This window comes from Subtercola frigoramans, from assembly GCF_016907385.1.
Taxonomy (GTDB): Bacteria; Actinomycetota; Actinomycetes; order Actinomycetales; family Microbacteriaceae; genus Subtercola; species Subtercola frigoramans.
This window is the reverse complement of sequence record NZ_JAFBBU010000001.1, coordinates 1,456,933-1,478,821: the sequence shown is the minus strand read 5'-3', so window position 1 is coordinate 1,478,821 and position 21,889 is coordinate 1,456,933. Positions and strand designations below refer to the sequence as shown.

Sequence of the window (21,889 nt, the reverse complement as noted above, 5' to 3'; positions counted from 1 at the left end):
GCGTGCTGGTGAACTGTGATGAGCGGGCGGCGCCTCAGTCGCTGTGATAGCAGCGGAGATGTCTGCCCCATACTAGACAACCCACGCTGAGAACAGCCTGTCGCTCGTTACGTCGAAGCTTGCACTGAGTCACAAGTCGGCAACGAATCAAGACCCGTTCCCGACGAGATGTCATTCAGTGCGGTGATCGAGTCGCTGAGAGTCGACACGGCGTAGACAGTCAGGCCACTCGGCACATGGCCGGTGACCTCGTCACAGTTCGAGGAGGGCGCCAGAAAATACGAGGCACCATTCTGCTTCGCACCGAAGAGTTTCTGGCGGATTCCGCCGATGGGCCCCACCGTGCCGTCTGCGGTGATGGTGCCGGTACCCGCAACGTTCTTTCCGCCGTTGAGCTGCCCGGGCGTCAGCTGGTCGATGATTCCGAGGGCGAACATCATCCCCGCGCTCGGGCCACCGACGTTGTCGAGCTGGATGTCGACGGTGAACGGGAACTGGTAACTCGCTGACGCAGCGATGCCGAGAAGAATCGTTCCGTCGTCAGCCTTCTTCGGCGTGACGGCGACGGTCTGCTGGGCACCCTTCCGCGTGATCACCAGCGTCGCCGGCGATGAATTACCGTTGGCTGTGACCGCTGTGCGCAGGGCATCAACGGTCGACACCGGTGTTCCGTTCACCGAATCGATCACGTCGCCCACCTCCAGCACGCCGGTCGCCGCGGAACTATCGGCGAGCTGGGCGACCGTGACGGTCGTCGTGAACGGGATCTTCAGATCGGTGAGAGCCGCCGCGATGGCCTCCTGCTGCGAATCGACCATCATCGCCGTGTTCTCCTGGTCGCGTTCCTCCACCGTCACCGAAGGCGGGTAGATCGCATCGACGGGCACGGCCGCCCGGGAGGGGTCGAACCACGCCGAGATGACCTCTGCCCAGCTGGGCAGGCTCTGCGGAGTGCCCACCACCGAGACCGTGAGCATGTCCAGGGCGCCTGCGGTCGGGTACGTCGGCGCTCCGGTGATCGAGATCAGGGGCACTTCTGTACCGTCGTGCGTGCTGGTGCCGAGGGTGTTGAACACCGGCCCCGGCTGCTCGATCACGTAAGGAGACGGAATGAAGCTCATACCCAGCGCCAAGCCGAGGGCCACGATGAGGCTGACCCAGCCGATATTTCTGCGCCGTCTCACGTCGACCTTTCACGGGGATTCCAGTTGGGTTGGTAGTTCGCCTGCGCGCCCGAATGACCGCACAGGATGATCGCCCGGGCTGTCAGCCGAGGGATCGGCCAGCGCGTTCGCCAGGTCTTCTCCGGGGTGTTCTCCGGGGTGTTCGCCACGGGCGCACGGCCAAGCGACCAGCTTATGAGAAAACTCAGCTTGCCGAACGGGCCACCGGCTAGCGTAGAAGTCGATGCTGACAGGTGCCAGAGAACGGCGCACGATGTGTTCGGCAGAAATGCATTCGGCAGAAGATCGAGAGTGGTAGAACCGTGAGCGACGTTCCAGAACAGGGCCAGGGGCAGAACCCCGAAGACGAGTTCGCCGAGATGCTGCGCCAGTTTCTCTCCGGAAACTCCGAGCTCGACCCTTCGAAGCTCGCGAGCGCGGCCGGCCTGCCCTCTGACCCCGCCGCCGTTGCCGCCCTGATGCAGCAACTGCAGAGCGCGATGCAGAACACCACCGACGGCGTGGACTGGAAGGTCGCACTGAACGCCGCCCAGGAGATCGCCTCAGCAGAGACCGTCGTCTCCTCCCCCGCCGCCAAGTCCGCACTCGAACAGGCCCTGCACGTCGCCGAGCTGTGGCTCGACGAAGTGACGTACGTCGCCGAATTGGCGGCCTCGCCGAAGCTCATGTCGCGCAGGGAATGGGTCACAGCATCCATGCCCGTCTGGACGGAGCTCGCAGAGCCCGTCGCCCTCAGCATTGCAAACGCCCTGACCCAGGTACTGAAAGACCAGGCTCCCGAGGAGCTCTCCGGAATGATGGCCAGCGCGAGCCAGATGATGCGCAACATCGGCGGCGCCCTGTTCGCCATGCAGCTCGGCCAGGTCGTGGGGCAGCTCTCGACCGAAGTCGTCTCGGGTGGTGACGTCGGAATTCCGTTGATGAGTGAACAGCAGGCCGTACTCATCCCCCAGAACCTCGCCGAGTTCGGTGAAGGCCTCGACATTCCCGCAGACCAGGTGCAGCTGTACCTGGCTGTGCGCGAGCTGGCACACGCCCGGCTGTTCCGGCACGCGAAGTGGCTGCGACTGCACATGATCTCCTCGATCACCGAGTTCGCCCGCGGCATCTCGATCGACACGAGTCGCCTCGAAGACCTGGCGAGCGGGTTCGACCCCTCGAACCCCGAAGAACTCCGCCAGGCGATGATGAGCGGTGCCCTGATCCCGCCGAAGACCGACACGCAGTTGCAGGCGCTGGCTCGACTCGAGACGACTCTCGCCCTGGTCGAGGGGTGGGTCGACGTGGTCACAGCAGCGGCAACGGTTCGCCTGCCGAAGCGCGACTCCGTCGCGGAGACCGTTCGTCGTCGTCGCGCAACAGGCGGGCCTGCCGAGTCGGCATTCTCGACGCTCGTTGGCCTGGAGCTCCGGCCGCGACGGCTCCGCGAAGCCGCCGCGATGTGGCAGGCCGTCACCGATGCCGTCGGCCCCGAAGCGCGAGATGCTTTGTGGTCACACCCTGACGTGGTGCCCACCTCCGAAGACCTCGACGACCCCGCGGCCCTCGTGGCCCGGCTCATCGCCGGCGAACCGGAACCCGACGAGATGGACCAGGCGATCGAGGACTTCTTTCGCGAGCAGGAGGGTGACGCTCCGCCAGCCGTCTGAGCGGTTCGCGGGCGCGCGCCCAGCCTCCTGTGGATAACTCTGCAGGCAGTCTGGCGATTCGGTGCATCATGGTGCGATGACCTCGAGCACTCTTCGATTTGACCCTCGCTACCCGCTCCTCTGGCGCACGCCCAGTTCGCTCCAGATCGGTGTCGACGAGCCCCTCGTGGTTCTCGACGAGGTGACGGAGACCGATGAACGGCTGCTGCACGCACTCCGGCGTGGTGTGAGCCCCGAGGGCTTGCGGATGATCGCGCAGCGGTACCGGGCTACGGCGAAGCAGCTTCACACCTTCCTCGGCTCCGTTGCCCCGGCGCTCGACTGTGGCTATGAAGCGAGTCTGCCCACGCTCGCGGCGGCAGTGACGCGCGAGGGGCCAGGCAGACCCGCCCCGGGCGACTCGACCACACAACGGCTTCTCGAGCTGCTGGATGCGACAGGGCTGAGTGGGCACGTCGTCATCGACGCGCCTGACGCCCCGTCACTGCCGCAGACGCCCATGCAGACGCAGACGCTGGTCATTCTCCTCTCGACGTGGGCAGTCTCCCCGGCTCGAGCGGCACACTGGATGAACACAGACAGCGCTCACCTGGCCGTGGTGTTCGGCGATCGCGTCGTTCGGATCGGACCCTTGGTGCGCCCGGGTGCGGGGCCCTGCCTGCACTGCGTCGAACGGTGGCACATCGATCACGACCCCGCCTGGCCAGCGATGGCGGGGCAGCTCCTCGGGCGCCCGGCACCGACAACCGATCCCCTCACCAGCGCAACAGTCAGCGCGCTTGTCGTGCGGCTCTGCAGCCAGTTCGTCTCCCAGACAATCGCCGCGGGAAGCGAGAGGTCACGACGCCCAGGCCAGCAACTCGCCGGCCCGCGACCCGGTCTGGTGCTTCACCTGGACTCGGTCACCGGTGTCGTCACCGAGAGCGAAGCGGAGGTGCATCCGGAGTGCGCGTGCCAAGCTCTGCCAGAAAGCGCGATGGTTGTCGCACTTGGGAGCGACTGGCACCCGTCTGGGCCCACGACAACGCCAGAAGTCGGCGCGCGCGCGTCACCCCCACGTAGAGCAGTCGTCGCTCTTCATCGACCAGATCGAGAGTAGTGGCGTAGCTGATCGGCACGAGCCCTTCGCTCAGGCCGAGGATGAACACGCTCCCCCATTCGAGCCCCTTGGCCGAGTGCAGGGTCGCCAGCGTCACGGCGGCGATGGTGGGCTCATGCTGGCCGGCCTGGCGCTCGAGCAGCTCATCGGTGAAGGCGCGGAATGAGGTACGCGCCGGCTGCTGTTCGGCAAGGCCCATGATGGCATTGAGGGATTCCCAGCGATCGCGAACCGCTCCCCGGGCTTCGGGCGGACTCTGCGACCAGCCGAGCGAACGGAGTACGTCACTCACCGACTTGAACAGTGGCTCGCCCGAGATGGACACCGACGCCGCCCGCAGGCTCATGATGGCCTGCTTGACCTCTGGCAGGTCGAAGAAGCGCTGCGATCCCCTGATCTGGTACGTCACGCCCGCTTCAGCGAGGGCGCCTTCGAGCGCGGCAGCCTGGGCGTTGATCCGATACAACACCGCGATGTCTTCGGGTCTTGTGCCGTCGACGATCAGTCGTGCAATCGTGGCAGCGACCCCACGCGCCTCTGCGGCGTCGGAGGCGTACGCCGTGATCGTCGGTTCTGCGCCCCGGGAGGCGACTCTCGCCCGGGCATCGCCTGCCTGCGCACCGATTTCACCAGCACGGGCTTCACTCGCAGCGCCTCCCCGTGCGCCGCCTCCCGCGGATCGAAGACTCAGCGCACCGGTGCGCCCGCGCATCAGACGGTTCGCCGTGTCGACGACAGCGGGTGTCGAGCGATAGTTGCGCTCGAGCCGAACCATCTTCGCATTGGGGTACGACCGACCGAACGACAGCAGGAAGTCCGAGTTGGCACCTGCGAAGGAATAGATCGTCTGACTCGCATCGCCGACGACACAGAGGTCACGGCGGTCACCGAGCCAGAGCGAGAGCAGATGGTGCTGCAGGGGCGAGACGTCCTGGTACTCGTCGACGACAAAGAACCGGTACTGCTCGCGAACCTGCATGGCGACCGATGGCTCGGATTCGATCATCCCTGCAGTAGCCAGCAGCACGTCTTCGAAATCGAGCTGCCGACGGTCGTCTTTCACCTTCTCGTATTCGCGCTGGAGGTCGATGACCTGTTCGACGCTCAGGGAGCCGGGCTGCGCCCTGCTGGTTCGCGCAGCGAGGCCATAGGCGTCGAGCGACAGGTTCGAGATCTTGCGCCACTCGATTTCTGCGGCGAGGTCACGGAGCGTCGCGGTGTCGACCCTCAGCTTGAGGTTCTCAGCGACCTGCCCGAGCAGGCGGCCCTTGCCCTCGAGCAGCCGCGGCACGTCGCCGCCGATCACCTGGGGCCAGAAGAAGTTCAGCTGTGCGAGCGCGGCCGAGTGGAAGGTGCGTGCAGAGACTCCGCCAGCGCCCAGGGACCGGAGGCGCGAACGGAGTTCAGCCGCCGAGCGGGCCGTGAAGGTGAGGGCCATCAGCTTGCTCGGCGGGAAGACACCGGTTGCAACGCCGTAGGCAATGCGGTGGGTGATTGCGCGGGTCTTACCTGTACCAGCCCCGGCAAGAACGCAGACCGGTCCGAGAAGGGTGCTGGCGACGACTCGTTGCTCTGAGTCGAGACCCGACAACAGCGCCTCGGCACCGGTTGCCGGTTCACTCCGCTCGTTCAGACCGTCTTCGACACTGATTTCGGCGGCGCGATCTCCAGCATCGTCGGGGCCTGGTCTCACCAATCCCGCCCGGGAATGGGGCCGCCGTACCAGTGCTCGATGATCGCACGGGCAATCGAGGAGGAGCCGGGCAGGATCGCCGTCTGGGCAGGATCGGCCAGGTCTTCGCGACTGAACCAGCGGACATCCAGGATCTCTTCACCGTCGGGAACCAGCGGATCGGTCGACGACGCAGGGTCGACGCGGGCGAGAAACCCGCACATCAACGATGCCGGAAACGGCCACGGCTGCGAACCGAGGTACTCAGGCGTCAGAATGCGAACGCCGGACTCCTCGAACACCTCGCGAATCGCCGCGGCCTCAAGCGATTCACCCGGCTCGACGAAACCGGCGAGCAGCGAGTACCGGTTGATCTCCCACAGGGCGTTCGACCCCAGCAGGATGCGGTCGTGCTCGTCGACGATCCCGACGATCACCGCCGGGTCGGTTCGCGGGAAGATCTCGATGTCCTGCACGGGACATCGCCTCACCCAGCCGCCCATCTCGGGTACGGTCCCTGCTCCGCAGCGTGGGCAGTGGGTGTGGGAGTTGTGCCAGTTGATGATGCCGAGCGCCTCGGTGAAGGCACCGGCGTCACGGTCGGTCAGCCCCGAGGCGACTGTTCGCAGGTTCACCCACCGGCTTTCGTCCGGCTCCAGTGCGCGCGCTGCGTCGTCAGAGAGCGACAGGGCGACGAGCCTCGTTCCGACCGGCTCGGTGACATCGGTGGCGAGCGAACGCCCGAGGTACACCGCCACCTCCACCCCAGCGGAACCGGCCACCCCTGCCCCTCCGACTGCGGCGATGCTCGCGGCAGGCATGAAGGCGAGCTCCGGATGCCCGGCAGTGCCATCGCCCAGAAGCGCCAGCCCGTTCCAGAACACCGCAACCCGCGTCGCCTCGTCTGCCCAGAGCGTGTCGAACAGCTGCGGCGTGCTGCGAAACTCGTGATCACGGTCGATCTCGAATCGGGAGAGCGGCAGCGAAGAGAGAAAAGTCGTATGCAAGGGTTGACCAATCATGCGTGGCGAAAGCCATCGAGTGCAGATGCCAGCCCTACCCTGAGAGTATGGCCAGATCCTCTCTCACTCTAGCCGCGCTCGCGACCGCGGCCGTCGCCGGGCTCGATGTCGTGTCGACCTCGCCTCTCTCAACCGGCCAGTCCGGCCGGTACGACTCAGCACTGCTGCAGGCCAGGGGTGGCGACAGGTTTGTCGTGCGGGTTCCGACGGCCGACGAGGCCGAGCGCGAACAGTCCGGGGACCTCGTGGCGCTGCGCGCCCTGACCGGCGGGTCACGGAGCCGGCTGCCCTTCGCCGCCCCAGAGTTCGTCGGCCAGGCTCCCATTGCGCAGATCCCCAGCCCCCAGACGTCAAGCAGCCAGACCCGCGGAATGGTCTACAACTACATCGAGGGCAGGCCTGCCACTCTGGCAAGCCTCGACGACAGTATCGAACTGGCCGAGTCATTCGGCCGCGCGATCGCCTCTATCCATTCGCTTCCGACCTCCGTCGTCACCGATGCCGGGCTGCCTGTCTTCAGCGCCACGGAATCGGCCCGGGTCGCGCGAACCTCGAAAGACCGCGCGACCGCGACCGGCAAGGTGCCCACCGAACTGCTCACGCGATGGTCGCTCGCCCTCGAAGACAGCGCCCTGTGGCAGTTCCAGCCCACCGTCATCCACGGCTCGCTCGGCCCGGAATCGTTCCTCATCGCCGGCGACAGGGTCACGGGCATCCTCGACTGGTCGAATTTCAAGGTCGGCGACCCGGCCAGTGATCTCTACTGGCTGAGCTCGGTCTCGCGTGAGGAGTCGGCCACACGGGTGTTCTCGGGCTACAACGTCGCCCGCTCAGGGCCGGTCGACCGCCAGTTGCGAAAGCGGGCCAGGCTCTACGCCGAGCTCGAGATCGCGAAGTGGCTCGTGCACGGCTACGACCTCAGGGACTCCTTGATCGTCGACGACGCGGTGGGCATGCTCGCCGGTCTCGCCACCACGGCCCAGTCCGACCTGCTGAACCCCCTGTCGACAGACACCGGGCGGGTCATGGCCGTCGACGAGGTCGAAGAGATGCTGGCGCGCACACCGCGCTCCGAAACGGTCACGGCTCGTGACCACGCGAACGCAGCTCGCATCTCGGAAGACGACTGATCCGTTCTGCCCATTCGGCAGCCCGGCTGGACCCTACACCTGAGCCTCGACGGCCTCCCAGAGTCTGAGGAGTTCAGTCTCCGAGTAGACCCGAACGGGTGCGATGACCTCGTCGACAGCCACGAAGTAGAAGACAGCGTCGATGAGTTCGGGTTCGATTCCGCGCCACTTCGAGTACGCGAGTCGGTATAGCGCCAGCTGCAGTTGCTTCGCTTCGAGATCGGCTGCGTCGACCGGGGCACGCCCGGTCTTCCAGTCGACGATCTGGTAGCGGCCGCCCCGATCGAAGACGGCATCGATCTTGCACACGACTATGTGACCGCCCAGCGCCAGGTGGATCTCGATTTCGACGTCGACCGGGGCGAGACCCGCCCATTCCGATGCCTCGAAGGTCGCCTGGAGAGCCTGCAACGCTTCGTCTTCGGCCGTATCGGGGATTCGCGTCGCGACCAGGAGCCCGTCGCTGTCGAGCGCTTCGTCGGTGTCGAGCTCGAGCAGCGACGCATCGAGTTGCTCAGACCCCCCGATGATGCCGTACCGGTTCTCCACCCAGGTGTGAAAGCGCGTGCCCAGCCTGGTCTGGCGGTAGGGGCGCTCCGGCATCGGGCGCCGGAGCTGCCGCAGCACGGCGGGCGTGTCTCCGACGTAGTCCTTGAACCGGGAGGCGGCAACCCGCACGGGCACGGCCAGGGGCTCGCCCGCCGCTGAGGCCGCGCGTTCAGCGAGCAGCAGATCGATGTCGGTCGACCACTCGGTCACGATCGTGGGGTCAGCACTCAGCACGAGTTCTGCCGCAGCATTGACCCTCGCCTGTCGGGAGCCCAGCGGATCGCTGGGCCAGGGCACGAGCCGCACCGACTCGGGCAGCGGATTCTGGTCGTTCTGGGGGGCGTCGGGAAGGGCATCCTTCGTGATGAGCCTGTGATCGGCGAGTTCGGTGAGAAACAAGCCGGGCCCGCGTGGCTGGGTCTGGATCGACCAGAACGAGCCGCTCAGCAGGAGGCTCTGCCTCGCACGGGTCACCGCGACGTAGATGAGTCGTCTCTGCTCTTCGGCGTACCGATCGACGATCTCGTCGTTGAACTCCGACTTGGCGGTGGCGAACTCGGCCTGGGTGTCGCAGCTGCGCCATGGCAGAAAGGGCAGTTCAGCGGCGTCGCCCCGGAATTCGAACGGAAGTTCGCCGAAGGCCAGCCACCCCTGTTTGCTCTGGACCTTGCCGGGCAACTCGTCTTCGACCATTCGCGGCACCGCGACGACGTCCCACTCCAGGCCCTTGGCGCCGTGGATGGTGAGGATCTGCACGGTGCCGGGTTCTGGCTCCTCCGACCGAGGGGAGAGTTTGTCGCGCTTCTCGGCCTCTTCGAGCCACGACAGGAAGACGCCGAGGCCCGCGGTCGCATCCGCGGCGACGAACGCCGTGACCTGCTCCGAGAAGGCATCGAGACTGGCCTGGCCGAGATACGACCTCTCGTTCGCTGCGACCTCGATGTCGAGCAGGAGCTCCTGGGTGACGAGGTTCACCAGGTCGAGCAGGTCAAGGCCCGTGCGGGTGCGCAGAAACGCGAGCTGGGACCCCGCCTGGCGGATGCGGGAGACCCCCGCCTCACTGAATCCGTCGAGCATACGGTGACCCGCAGGTGCCGTCGCCACGAAGTCGACGGCGTCGACCAGCGATCTCGTCTCGTCGGCGACCACCGAGTTGCGCAGGCGCTGTTTCACGCCCGGATCAAGGGTGGCGAAATGATGATCGCGTTCGGCGAGCCACGAGGCCACTCGACTGAGAACGAGAACGTCGCGAAGACCGACCCGCCATCGGGCGCCGGTGAGCAGCCGCACCAGTTCGGATTCGGCCGCTGGATAGTAGATGACCCTCAGCGCTGAAACGAGGTCGGCGACGGCCGGCTCCTCGAGGAGGCCACCCAACCCCAGCACGTGAAACGGCACGCCGTGTTCGGCCAGCGCGGTCGTGAAGGCGTCGATTTTCTTGATCGAACGGCACAGCATGGCTGCTGACCTCACACCGCCCTTCGCATCGGGGATCGCGAGCTGGTACTTGAGCCATCGGGAGACAGCCTCGGCCTCGTCGGTGACCGTCTCGCCGTAGAACGCATCGACAACACCCGTGCCGGCATCGGGGCGCGCCTCGAGCCGCTCGACGGCAATGGCAGAGGCCGCCGTGAGGGGTGCGACGAGGGTGTTGGCGACGTCGAGAACGCGGAGCGGGTTTCGCCAACTGGTCGAGAGCGCGAAAGACTCGGCGCCGTCGCGCCTGCCCGTGAAGTCCACCGCGAACGTCGCCAGGTTGGCCGCACTTGCGCCGCGCCAGCCATAGATCGACTGATGCGGGTCACCCACAGCCATGACCGGCTGGCCACCGAAGAGCTGCGACAGGAGCCTGGTCTGAACGACACTCGTGTCCTGGTATTCGTCGAGCAGGATCACGCGGAATCGACCGCGATAGTCGGGGATCACCCGTGGCACCCGTTCGGTGATCGCGAGAGCGAGCGCGACCTGGTCAGAGTACTCGACGAAGCCGCGCCGGATCTTCTCGGCGGAGTACTGCTCGGCCAGATCGACGAGAACCGGCAGCGCCTGCACAGAGACGATCGCATCGCGCAGCGAGGCGTTCAGTGTCTTCACTCGTGTCGAGCCCGTCGGCAGGTCGGCGAGCTGCTCGAAGTCGGCGGCGAGCGCGACGACCTCAGTAGGCGAGACCACGTTCTCGCTCATGGCACGGCTGAGCGACAAGACGGCCTCGGTGAGCGAGTCGATCGGTTTGTCGAGGGTGATGAGCCGATCATCCGTGCTGCTCGTCACGATCTTTCGCGCCATCTGCCAGGCAGACGCTTCGCTCAGGATGCCCGAATCACCCTCGCGGCCGATGAGCAGCGCGTTGTCCCGAAAGATGCTGTTGGCAAAGGAGTTGTACGTGGCCACGGTCGGAGCGTCGAACGGATCGAACGGATCGAACGGATCGAACGCTGCGATTGTAGGCTGCGATGCGCGGCCGGACAGCCCGGCATCGCCGAATGGCGCTGCCACGTTGAACGACCCCGGATCGCCGCGCTCTGCTGCATCACTGCGCTGCGCTGCCGCGAGCTGGTCGAGGCGTGACCGGATGCGCTGCGAGAGTTCCCCGGCCGCCTTCCGTGTGAAGGTCAGGCCAAGGATCTCCGACACCGGAACGAGGTTGTTGGCCACGAGCCAGACCACCCGGTTGGCCATCGTCTCGGTCTTGCCGCTGCCGGCGCCGGCGATCACGATACTCGGGGAGAGGGGGGCTTCGATCACCGCCTGTTGCTGCGGAGTGGGTGCAGGGAGACCGAGCTTGCCGGCGATTTCGAGCGCGCTGATCATCACGAGGAGACTGCCTTCACGAGGTGGATCCGGTAGCGCCAGGAGCCGTGGGGGTCACGATCGCCGAGACCGTCACGGCCGGGGAAGACGGTTCCGGCCATGCCGAGCGCAGCGCGCTCGATGCGGCCGCGGAAGAACTGCTCTGAATCGGAGTCGAGGGGTGGCTGGGTCAACAGCTTGTAGAGTACTTTCTTCGATCCTGCGCCGGCACTGAGGGCCACGTAGAGCAACACGGCTCCGCCGTTCTGCGACGGGTCGATGACGACGGGCCCGCTTCGCGACTCCGTTTTGGATTCTGCTCGGGATTCTGCTCGGGATTCTGCTGGAGATTCTGCTGGAGATTCTGCTCGAGTCTCATTCGACGCGGGTGTGACAGCCCCCGCGAGAAGTGCGAGCTGGTAGCTACCGAGCTGTGCGTGCTCGGCCACGCCCAATGCAGACGGAGCGGAACCACCGGTCTTCAGGTCGACAACGCTGACAACACCATCCGGACCGCGCTCGAGACGGTCGATCGTTCCGCGCAACCGCGCACGACCGACCTCCACGCTGAATCCGGCTTCGCCACCGACCAGCTCCCCTCCGCTTCGTTCGAACTCCTTGAGATACTCGGAGAGACCCTCCACGCGCCGGAACGTGCGCCGACGTTCTCTCTCAGCGAGCCACAGTGACTCGAAGTCGAGCTCATTCCAGCGTTGTTCGAGTAGAGACCAGAGTGCAGTCACACTCAGGTCTGGCTGGGGCATTGTCGCCACCTCTTCCATCACCGAGTGCACGATCGTTCCGATACTGGCCGCCATGCCGAACGTGCTGCCGGAGACTTTGTCGATGTACCACGCCAGAGGCGATTTCTCGAAGGTCTCGAGCTTTGAGGGCGAGACATCGACGAACACCTCAGGATTGTCGAGGTCGGCGAGGGGCTCCATCGTCGACGGGTCGAGCAGCCCATACCAACTCGTCGGATGCGCACCGGGCACGTCTTCTGCGGCGAGACGAGCGAGTGCTGTCGCCGCCTCGGGGGCACCCGTCACGGCGAGTTCCCGGCGCAGGGTGCCCGTCAGGGCCCGCAAGGTCAGGGGGTGTGTGGCAACAGGGGAGCCGTTGGTTCCACCACGACCGATCACCGGAGCCTCGGGAGCGAGCCGAAGGAACGGGGACGGCTGTTCGTCGTCGTTCGCGACGCAACTGAGCACGGTCTGCATGGTGGCCCGGGAGGCCGCGAGCACGAACATCCGCAATTCGTCGCCCATCACCTCGGCGCGGTCATCGATCGCGGCAGCCACCTGCCCCGAGATGTGTTGATCAGGAGCGTGTTGAGTGGCAGGGGGAAGGCCAGCTACAACAGCGCTCAGCCGGTCGGGGTGCAGCAGCGAACCGCGAAGACGAAGATTCGGCCAGACGGCTTCCTGGAGGCCGGCGATCACAACGACCTTCACCTGGACCCCGACTACGCCAGTCGGCGTGGAGACGAGTACTGAATCACCGGCAGAACGGGGTGAGAGAGAGTCCTCTGGCACTTCGCTCTCGCGAACGTCGATCAGGAACTCGGTTGCGGGGCGGTGGGGGCTTCGCTCGACGAAGCGCTTCGCCGCTGTGAACAGGCCGACGATGCCGTCGAGGTTGCGGTTGGCCTCGTCTGCCAGGATTCCCGAGCCCCTGGATTGAGCCAGCCAGAGTTCGGGGAGCGCGCTCCGGCTCCAGGCCGACCAGAACAACTCCTCGATGCTGGCTCCGCTTGCATGCATGCTCCTGACGACAGCCAGGCTGTCGGCCAGGCGTGCGACCCTGCGTGCGGGCGAGGAGTCGATGGTGACAAGACGACCGGGTGCCTCAAGGGCCTCCCGCAACAGCAGCTCGGCTGAGCGATTGCCTCCACCCGCCAGCTCTTCGTGGCGCAGTGAGAGCCGCAGCCGCCGCAGCGACACGGCATCGAGGCCACCGAACGGCCCCAGCAACAGCTCGGTGATGGTCTCGTCATCGAGCTCCTGCACTCCCGTCGCGACAGAGATCACGGTGACGAGATGCCGGGCTGAGTAGTCGTCGCGCAGTGCACGGCCGCCCGTTGTGGTGGCCGTCGGTACCTCGGCCAGCGCCAGTCCCCTGGCGAACGACGAGATCGCACCACCCGATCGCACGACGACTGCCATCTCTCGCCACGGGACTCCCCGCAGGAGGTGATGTTCCCGCAGAAGCTGGGCGATCTGTGCCACCTCAGCGGCAGACGACGTCGCTTCGATACGCACGACAGAATTGTCTATGCCGGCCGGCGCAGCTGTCACTCCCGCACCCTGAGACTCTCCGCGCCCCTGGTCAACGTGTGGGTCATCGCGGCCACCGAGACTCAGCGCTGCCCGCTGGCGCCCGGCCGCCGCAGCACCGATGCGCGCTGTCGCTCGCTGAATCAGACTCCGGATGCCCGGGCCATGCCTGTAGACACCCTGCAGGTAGATCGTGGGCGCTGTCGCAACGGCGAGCACCGAGGCCAGGCGCCCCAGGCTGTCGGTCGAACCGCCGCGAAAGCTCGCGCTCGCCATGTCGGGATCGCCGAAGGCGACGATGGCGACTCCACTGCGCGCGAGAGTCGAGAGAAAATTCACGGCCCCACTCGAAAGCTCGGGGAAGTCGTCGACGACGACGAGTCTCACACCGCGGAGCACCTCGGCCTCACCGCGCGCAACCACCAGGCGAGCCTCCGCGATCAACTCTGCAGAATCGAGGTACGAATCACGAAAGCTCGAGACGACCTGCTGGTATTCCGCGGCGAATTCGCCAGCTGCCACCCACTCAGCGACGCCGTGTCGCCGACCGAGATCGGCAAGCTGTACCGGCGAGACCCCGTTTTCGGTGGCACGCATCATGAGTTCTCGGAGCTCTGTTCTGAAACCGCGAAGCACCCGCACTTCAGGTCGCAGCGGATCGGGCCATTCGGGGCCCGTATCGGTTTCGAGGTGGCCCTGGATGAGTTCGGCGATGATCCTGTCGTGCTCCGCGCCAGTGAGCAGAGCGGGCGCCGCGGCCCCTGTTCGGGCGGCCTGTGCCTGCACGATCTGGAAGGCGAGAGAATTCACCGTTCGGGCGAGCGGGCCGTTCGTGGGCGACGCCAGCCTCAGGGCGAGAATGTCTCTCAGCCGGGTTGCGGCCTGTCGCGTCGGGGTGAGCACAACGATCTCTGAGGGCGCGAACCCGAACCGCTTCACTCGATCGGCAACGAGTTCGACAAGCACGGTCGTCTTGCCCGAGCCGGGCGCTCCGATGACGGCGACCGTATCGCCCACTGGCACCTCCAGCACAGACCGTTGGGACGCATCGAGCCCCGTGCGCTTCGCTTCTGGACCCGGCAGGGTGTCAGCGTCAGCTTCAGGTTCGGGTTCGTGGTCCACGTCTGAAACGCTAGCAAGCACCGGTGACACCATCGTCGCGCAGGATGCGGCGAAGGCGAGCCGAGGGTCGGCCCGATCATCCGGCTGTTCGCTCAGGGCAAGGGTCGGGGAACTCGGAGCGGCGATCGGGCCGGGAGGAACTGTCGTAATCTGGGCTGTGGTGATCAGAACACGCGATCACCCAACCGTTGAAAGGCGCACCTGGTGGAAATTCGTATCGGCATCACACAGACTCCCCGAGAACTCAGCTTCGAGTCGAGCCAGACTCCCGACGAGATCGAGAAGCTGGTCTCTGACGCACTCGCCTCCGGCACCGGTCACCTGTCGCTCAAAGACAGCAAGGGCAAGCTCTACCTCGTTCCCGTAGCCGGCCTCGCCTACGTCGAGATCGGCTCAGAAGACACCCGCCGAATCGGCTTCGTCGGCTAGGGTCTTCTCACTATGGAACTTCTCTTCGTGGTGCTGGCCGGAATCATCCTGGGGTTGGCCGCACGCTACCTCTTTCCGCTGCGAGACACGCATGGGGCGTTCCTCATCCCCGCGATCGGGGCGGCCACCGCTTCGGTCGTGTGGGAGGCACTGACCTGGCTCGGCTGGGCCTGGAACGGCGGCTGGATCTGGACGACGACGCTGCTGCTCACAGCGGCAGTCGTCTCGGTTTCGGCATTGACCATCGGGCGTGCCAGGCGAAGCAGGGACCGGGCCCAGCTCAGTGCCCTGCTGTCTCCGAAAGCGCGAACAGTCTAGGCAAATCCTCGAGTAACCGCACCGCTCAGGCGGTCAGTCCCAGCCCGTCCATGCGCCGGCTGTGCTTGGCGATCAGCTCCGTGAACACCGGCTCGATCCGCTGTTCATCGTTCTGTGGGTTGCCGCTGTGGTGAATGGCTGACCGGGCAACCAGAAGTGTGTCGCCGACGAGTCGCCTCCCCCACAGTGCAAGCCGCGAGCTGAGCATGGAATCGGCCGACATCGCGTCGGAGAGCATGGTCACGATCACCTGGCGGCCATCGTCACCGGCAACGATCCTGGCCGCGCGTGGGCCGACGTCGCCTTCGAGACCCGTTGCCAGCAACACGAAGAAGTCGTCCAGGATCCCTGCGGTCAGATAGATGCTCGTCAGGGACTCGAACCAGTCCGCACCGCGGATCTCAGCGGCGTACCTGTCGATGGCGGGCGCAAACGGCTCGATGACGCTCGACGGTTCGGCGACAAGTCTTCGGAGCTCTGCCGTCAGCATTTCATGCTTACCCAAGGCGAAGCCCGCGGCCGGCCCGAGCAGCTCCTTCGCCCCGACGTTGGGCGCGAGCATCACCGCACGCGCCAAAGACTCGAACACCGAGAGCTGGATGTAGGCCGCCTGCCCGAGGTAGGGCACGATCTCCGGCGTGAGCTCAGCCAGGTTGACACGCTCGGTCAGCGCTGGAGGCCGACGCTGCTTCAGCCGCGGAACCTCTATGCGCACCTTTGGGCGCTTGAAAACGTCAAACACCCGGTGAGTCTACCGGCTGGCAGTGGGCTACCGATCGATGACTTCAGTGACAGCTGACAGCACCCTGCACGCCCCACGGCGGCGAATTCCGGATGCTCGGCTAAACTGAATGCAGCCCTGACACGAATCGGGGCGTCTACGCCCCCCAGCCAGGCGCCATCGCCGGCCCTAGTTCTGAAGAAAATCGCGTATCCGGGCACTTCGTGACCGAGCAGTACACGATGTGCACCTCAGGTTCACTTCAGGTGCATTTCTCAGGACTCTTCTCTTTCAGGCGTAGCCCACACAACGACAGGGCACCCCCAATGACATTCACAGAACCCAATGCCGACGCGATCGATGCTGTCGCCGTCATCGACGTGATCGCACCAGACCCCACCCTTCCCGATGCGATCATCGACGAATCGACCTTCAGCGACCTCAAGGTCGACCAGGACCTCGTCGACGCGCTGGCGTCGAAGGGCATCATCCACCCGTTCCCGATCCAGACCCAGACCATCCCGCTCGGCCTCGAGGGCCAGGACATCATCGGCCAGGCCAAGACCGGTACCGGCAAGACGTTCGGCTTCGGCCTCCCATTGCTGCAGAGTCTCGGGCAGAACCCGGCCCCCGGAGTGCAGGCCCTCGTGGTCGTGCCAACCCGTGAACTCGCCGTGCAGGTCACCGAAGACCTGCAGCTTGCGGCCAAGAACAGGCCGACAACGGTCATCGCCATCTATGGCGGCAAATCGTACGAGGGCCAGATCGAGCAGCTGAAGGCCGGCGCGCAGGTCGTCGTCGGTACGCCCGGTCGTCTTCTCGACCTCGCAGGCCAACGCCTGCTTTCGCTCGCCAACGTTCGCGTAATGGTGCTCGATGAGGCAGACAAGATGCTCGACCTCGGCTTTCTCGCCGACGTCGAGAAGCTCTTCTCGCAGACCCCGGCTGGCCGCCACACCATGCTCTTCTCTGCGACGATGCCCGGCCCGGTCGTGGCGCTCGCACGCCGATTCATGACGCGCCCGATCCACATCCGCGCGACGGACCCTGACGAAGGTCTCACCCAGGCCAACATCAAGCACGTCGTGTATCGCGCCCACAACCTCGACAAAGACGAGGTCATCGCGCGCATCCTGCAGGCCAACGGCCGAGGCAAGACCGTCATCTTCACCCGCACAAAGCGTGCAGCGGCCAGGCTGGTCGAAGAACTCGGCGACCGCGGTTTCAACGCCGCAGCCGTGCACGGCGACCTCAACCAGGAGCAGCGTGAGCGCGCCATGGCCGCGTTCAAGGCTGGCAAGCGTGACGTTCTGATCGCCACCGACGTCGCCGCCCGCGGCATCGACGTCAACGACGTGACGCACGTGATCAACCACACCATTCCCGAAGACGAGAAGACGTACCTGCACCGCGCCGGTCGGACCGGTCGCGCCGGCAAGACGGGAATCGCGGTCACCTTCGTCGACTGGGATGATCTGCACAAGTGGGCCCTGATCAACAAGGCACTCGACATGGGCCAGCCGGAGCCGGTCGAGACCTACTCCTCCTCCCCGCACCTCTTCACCGATCTCGACATTCCGGCAGGCGTCAAGGGACGCCTGAAGCCCACTCCCCCGGCGAAGGGCGTCGACGCTGCTGATCGACCGCCCCGCGCTCCGCGTGAGGGCTCGACCGGCGGGTCACACGGTAATACCTCGAACGCTGGCGGCTCGGGCGCAAACCGGGCTCCACGTGAAGGGGGAAGTGAGCGCCCGCCGAGGTCGCGCAACCGTCGCCCCAACGGCAGCGGGGCATCCACCACCACGACGGAGGTCACGGCCAGCGGCCTGGCCGGCGACACGACTGCCGTCAGCTTCTCAGGCGCTTCAGGCGGATCGGGCGACGCACCGGCAAGCGGGCCGGCACACGCGGGCCACGAGCACCACGACGGCAACAGCGCTCCTCGCAGGCGCACGCGCTCGCGCAACCGCGCACCACGCCCCGAGTGAGCCAGACCCCACAGTGAGCAGTGGGCAACCGAATCCACTGGCCCCGAATCGACTGGCCCCGAACGAGCTGACCCCGAACGAGCTCGTGAAGCTGCAGGCACTTCGCCGCATGAAGCTCCTGGCGACAAGCCTGTTGATCATGATGGCGGTGATCTTCGCCGTTGCATTCGCGCTGCAGACCCGGTATCCGTGGTTGCAGTACGTGCGCGCAGCGGCCGAAGGTGGCATGGTCGGCGCCCTCGCTGACTGGTTCGCCGTGACCGCACTGTTCCGTTACCCGCTGGGGCTGAAGATTCCGCACACCGCGATCATCCCGACCCGCAAGAACGAGATCGGGGCCAGCCTCGGCGAATTCGTCGAAGAGAACTTTCTCTCCGAGGCGATCGTGCGCCAGAAACTCGCCGATGTGGGCGTCTCCCGGGTGGTCGGCACCTGGCTCTCGAAACCAGCGAATGCCGAGCGCATCACCGAGGAACTCGCCAGTGGGCTGCAGGGCGCCCTCACCTTCCTGAGCGACGACGAGATCCGCGAGGTCATCGAAGGCCTGGCGCGAACGCACCTGGTCGGGCGCGACTGGTCGGCCCAGATCGGCGAGCTCGCCCAGAAGGTGATCGAATCCGGCCACCATCACCTCGCTGTCGACCTCCTCGTCGACAAGACCGAACAGTGGCTCGCCGCCAATCCCGACTCGTTCACCGAGCTGGTGTCGCGGCGCCTGCCCAGCTGGATACCGTCGTTCGTCGACAAACTGGTCGACGAACGTGTCTACCGCGAAGCGCTGAAGTTCGTGCAGGCGGTGCAGGCGAATCCCACCCACCAGCTCCGCCTCGCCCTCGACGCGTACCTGCTGCAGCTCAGCACAGACCTGCAACATGACCCCGAGATGATGCGCCGCCTCGAAAGTGTCAAAGTGGGCCTGCTCGACGACCCTCGCCTGCGGGAACTGGCCGGCCTGGCCTGGGACGCGATCAAGTCGGCATTGCAATCCTCGTTGGCCACCCCGGGAAGCCCGCTTCGCCTGTCGATCCAATCCACCCTCACCGATGTCGGCACGCGATTGGTGTCGGATGCCCGGCTCGCCCTCACCGTCGACACCTGGGTTGGCAACGCCGCCGCCCATCTCGTGCAGAACTATCGCCACGACATCGCCGCCGTCATCGCCGAGACCGTCGAGCGGTGGGACGGCCGCGAGGCCAGCCAGAAGATCGAGATCCAGGTCGGAAAAGACCTGCAGTTCATCCGCATCAACGGAACCGTCGTCGGCTCACTGGCGGGCCTGGCGATCTTCACTGTCGCCCAGGCTGTCGTCTCACTGACGAACTGAACGACTGCGGCTGCAAGACGGTGCCAGGCGGAACGGGTCAGATGAAGACGTTCCAGGCGAAACGGGACTGCCGTCGTGACTCAGGCGTAAACCGGAAGCGATCCCGTGGCCCGGTCGACGATCTTCTGCAGAACCTCGAGGGGCGTGGTGTTCTCGCCCAGCCGATTCGGCTTGCCTGAGCCGTGGTAGTCGCTCGACCCGGTGACCTGGAGCCCGAATTTCTTGGCGAGCTCGTAGAGCCTGGTCTTTCCGTCGGCCGTGTTGAGACTGTGCTCGATCTCGAGACCGAAGAGCCCAGCATCCACCAGTCGGCGAAGGTTGGACTCGGGAATCACCCGGTCGCGACCGCTCGTTCCCGGGTGGGCGAGCACGGGCACTCCCCCGGCCGCCACCACCAGTTGCACCCCGATCAGCGGCGTCGGTGCGTAGTGGGGCTGGAAGTACCCCGCCTTCCAGTGCAATATGCCCTGGAAGGCATGACTCCGTGTCGGCGCGAGGCCCTTGGCGACCAGAGCGTCGGCGATGTGCGGCCGGCCGATGGTCGCCCCTTCGGTGGTCTGGTCGAGGACGTCCTGCCAGGTGAGGTCGTAGTCCTCTGAAATACGGGCCACAATGCTCTCAGCGCGCTTCATCCGAGCGTTTCGGATCGTGGTCGTCTCGGCCAGCAGCGCTTCGTCTGCCGGGTCGAAGAGGTAGGCCAGGAGATGAACGCTTGCGTACTCCTGACGGGTGCTGAGTTCCATTCCCGGAATCAGCGAGAGGCCGAAGTGGCGGGCGGCCTGTGACGCGGATGCCCATCCTGCCGTCGTATCGTGATCGGTCAGTGCGAGCGTTCCGAGGCCCGCCTCGTGTGCCGAGCGCACGACCTCGTACGGCGTTTCCGTTCCGTCTGACGCACTGCTGTGAGTGTGAAGATCGACAGGACCGCGGAATGCGGGTGCAACGTCAGGCATACCCCCATGCTAGGCGCTCGATCAGCGCTCTCAGCCGACTACCAGATCGGGCCCCGGTGCTCGTCAGTTGCCCGAGTCGCAATCGCCCACCACGAGCGAGACAATGGAGTATGGCTGAATCAACAGACACCGCTGTGACCGACCCCGCCCCGCGGGCCACCTCGAACCGCTCGACCACCCCCGGCTCCGAGGCCTTCAAGCACTACATCTCCGAGGGCTGGGCTGAGCGAACGGATGTTCTGCCGCCCGCCCGCGAACAGGCTCCCTTCGCCGCCGACCGTCGCGCCCGCATCTCGGCCATGTACCCGGGCATGCGGCTGATCATCCCCGCCGGGCGCCTGAAGCAGCGCTCGAACGACACCGACTACGCCTTCCGCGCCCACACCTCCTTCGCGTACCTCACCGGCTGGGGTTCAGACAGCGAGCCCGGGGCCGTGCTGGTACTCGAACCGATCGACGGCCCAGAAGCACACGATGGCGGCGAGGGCCACACGGCGTCGCTCTACTTCCGCGAGCGCGCCGGCCGCGACTCCGACGAGTTCTACGCGAACCCCGAGATCGGCGAATTCTGGATCGGCCCCCGCCCCTCGCTCGCGCAGGTCGCCAGTGATCTCGGCCTGCAGACCTTCGGAATCGCCGAACTCGACGAGGTCGTCAACTCCTCTGACGAGAACACCCGCATCGTCCGCGAAGCCGATCCCGCGCTCACAGCCCTGGTCGACGCGAGCCGTGGTGAAGCCTTCGAACTCGCCGAACTCGACACCGTGGGCAACAGGAGCGCGTCGTCCGACCTGCTCGAACGAGATCTCGCCGAGTTGCGGCTGGTGAAAGACGAGTACGAGATCGCGCAGATGAGACTGGCGATCGCTGCGACCGCGCGCGGCTTCGACGACATCATCGCCGACCTGCCACGGATCGTCGCCCACGAGCGAGGAGAACGCCTCGTGGAGGGTGTGTTCTATGGCCGTGCCCGGTCTGACGGCAACGCGCTCGGCTATGACACGATCGCAGCATCCGGGCCCCACGCCTGCATTCTGCACTGGACCCGCAACGACGGCCCCGTGGTCCCGGGCGACCTCATTCTCATCGACGCTGGTGTTGAAGCCGACAGCTACTACACCGCCGACATCACGCGCACCCTGCCCGTCTCCGGCACCTTCAGCGAAGAGCAGCGGATGATCTACGAAGCCGTTCGCGAAGCAGCCGACGCCGCCTTCGCCATCGTGCGCCCCGGCATCCGTTTTCGCGAGATCCACCAGACAGCCATGGCCGTCATCGCCCGGCGAACAGCCGTGTGGGGACTGCTGCCCGTCAGTGCCGAAGAGGCCATCAAGGTCGAGAACCAGCAGCACCGCCGCTACATGGTGCACGGCACGAGCCACCACCTCGGACTCGACGTTCACGACTGCGCCAAGGCTCGGCGTGAGATGTACCTCGACGGCGTGCTCGAAGCCGGCAACGTGTTCACGATCGAACCCGGGCTCTACTTCCAGCCCGACGACCTGACCGTGCCGGTGAACTTCCGAGGCATCGGGGCACGCATCGAAGACGACATCCTCGTCACGCCCACCGGCGCCGAGAACCTGTCGATCGCGATCCCGCGCTCGGCCGACGACGTCGAGTCCTGGGTGAGGGCGGCGGGCGGCCTATAACGGCCGCTCGC

14 protein-coding genes are annotated in these 21,889 nt (G+C 65.9%); 7 read left to right on the top strand and 7 right to left on the bottom strand.

The features are described from left to right. Positions 1-107: 107 nt before the first annotated feature. Entirely contained in the window at positions 108-1,184 is a 1,077-nt protein-coding gene (locus JOE66_RS07025) for a YlbL family protein (protein ID WP_307827094.1), read from the bottom strand. A 359-nt stretch (positions 1,185-1,543) separates the two neighbouring features. Between JOE66_RS07025 and JOE66_RS07020 the strand changes: the two genes are divergently transcribed. Then, positions 1,544-2,833 carry a zinc-dependent metalloprotease gene (locus tag JOE66_RS07020; protein WP_205111703.1) on the top strand — a complete coding sequence of 430 codons (1,290 nt, stop codon included), beginning with the start codon at positions 1,544-1,546 and terminating at the stop codon, positions 2,831-2,833. 914 nt (positions 2,834-3,747) lie between these two features. Here JOE66_RS07020 and JOE66_RS07015 read toward each other — a convergent pair. Next, positions 3,748-5,565 carry an ATP-dependent helicase gene (locus tag JOE66_RS07015; RefSeq protein ID WP_205111701.1) on the bottom strand — a complete coding sequence of 606 codons (1,818 nt, stop codon included), beginning with the start codon at positions 5,563-5,565 and terminating at the stop codon, positions 3,748-3,750. A gap of 56 nt (positions 5,566-5,621) precedes the next feature. Next, positions 5,622-6,626: an NAD(+) diphosphatase gene (gene nudC / locus JOE66_RS07010; protein WP_205108001.1), complete on the bottom strand. Its 1,005-nt coding sequence runs from the start codon at positions 6,624-6,626 to the stop codon at positions 5,622-5,624. Between the two features lie 47 nt (positions 6,627-6,673). On the opposite strand from nudC, the gene JOE66_RS07005 reads away from it, so the two are divergent. Continuing rightward, entirely contained in the window at positions 6,674-7,756 is a 1,083-nt protein-coding gene (locus tag JOE66_RS07005; protein WP_205107999.1) for a phosphotransferase, read from the top strand. A gap of 33 nt (positions 7,757-7,789) precedes the next feature. On the opposite strand, the gene JOE66_RS07000 is transcribed toward JOE66_RS07005, so the two are convergent. Together JOE66_RS07000 and JOE66_RS06995 are read right to left on the bottom strand one after the other, a co-directional pair. Continuing rightward, positions 7,790-11,116: an ATP-dependent DNA helicase gene (locus JOE66_RS07000; RefSeq protein ID WP_205107998.1), complete on the bottom strand. Its 3,327-nt coding sequence runs from the start codon at positions 11,114-11,116 to the stop codon at positions 7,790-7,792. Continuing rightward, the gene (locus JOE66_RS06995) at positions 11,116-14,493 is read right to left on the bottom strand and encodes a UrvD/REP family ATP-dependent DNA helicase (protein ID WP_205107997.1); all 3,378 of its coding nucleotides are present in this window, start codon (positions 14,491-14,493) and stop codon (positions 11,116-11,118) included. Before JOE66_RS06995 ends, JOE66_RS07000 begins: the two co-directional genes overlap by 1 nt. A gap of 204 nt (positions 14,494-14,697) precedes the next feature. Here JOE66_RS06995 and JOE66_RS06990 point away from each other — a divergent pair, with 204 nt between their 5' ends. Together JOE66_RS06990 and JOE66_RS06985 are read left to right on the top strand one after the other, a co-directional pair. Beyond that, complete coding sequence (locus JOE66_RS06990; protein WP_205107996.1) at positions 14,698-14,922, top strand: DUF3107 domain-containing protein; 225 nt, start codon at positions 14,698-14,700, stop codon at positions 14,920-14,922. Between the two features lie 12 nt (positions 14,923-14,934). Then, positions 14,935-15,240: a hypothetical protein gene (locus JOE66_RS06985; protein ID WP_205107995.1), complete on the top strand. Its 306-nt coding sequence runs from the start codon at positions 14,935-14,937 to the stop codon at positions 15,238-15,240. Positions 15,241-15,265: 25 nt separating this feature from the next. Here JOE66_RS06985 and JOE66_RS06980 read toward each other — a convergent pair whose 3' ends face one another. Continuing rightward, on the bottom strand, positions 15,266-15,982 hold the full coding sequence (locus tag JOE66_RS06980; RefSeq protein WP_205107994.1) for a ferritin-like fold-containing protein: 717 nt from the start codon (positions 15,980-15,982) through the stop codon (positions 15,266-15,268). 305 nt (positions 15,983-16,287) lie between these two features. On the opposite strand from JOE66_RS06980, the gene JOE66_RS06975 reads away from it, so the two are divergent. Next, positions 16,288-17,949 (top strand): DEAD/DEAH box helicase, encoded by a 1,662-nt coding sequence (locus JOE66_RS06975; RefSeq protein WP_205107992.1) that lies wholly within the window; start codon positions 16,288-16,290, stop codon positions 17,947-17,949. Between the two features lie 13 nt (positions 17,950-17,962). After that, on the top strand, positions 17,963-19,273 hold the full coding sequence (locus tag JOE66_RS06970; RefSeq protein WP_307827093.1) for a DUF445 domain-containing protein: 1,311 nt from the start codon (positions 17,963-17,965) through the stop codon (positions 19,271-19,273). Between the two features lie 80 nt (positions 19,274-19,353). Here the strand turns inward: JOE66_RS06970 and JOE66_RS06965 are convergent, their stop codons facing one another. Next, a complete protein-coding gene (locus tag JOE66_RS06965) occupies positions 19,354-20,226 on the bottom strand; it encodes a PHP domain-containing protein (RefSeq protein WP_205107990.1) in 873 nt (290 codons plus the stop codon). A 110-nt stretch (positions 20,227-20,336) separates the two neighbouring features. On the opposite strand from JOE66_RS06965, the gene JOE66_RS06960 reads away from it, so the two are divergent. Continuing rightward, positions 20,337-21,878 carry an aminopeptidase P family protein gene (locus JOE66_RS06960; RefSeq protein ID WP_205107988.1) on the top strand — a complete coding sequence of 514 codons (1,542 nt, stop codon included), beginning with the start codon at positions 20,337-20,339 and terminating at the stop codon, positions 21,876-21,878. Positions 21,879-21,889: the final 11 nt, after the last annotated feature.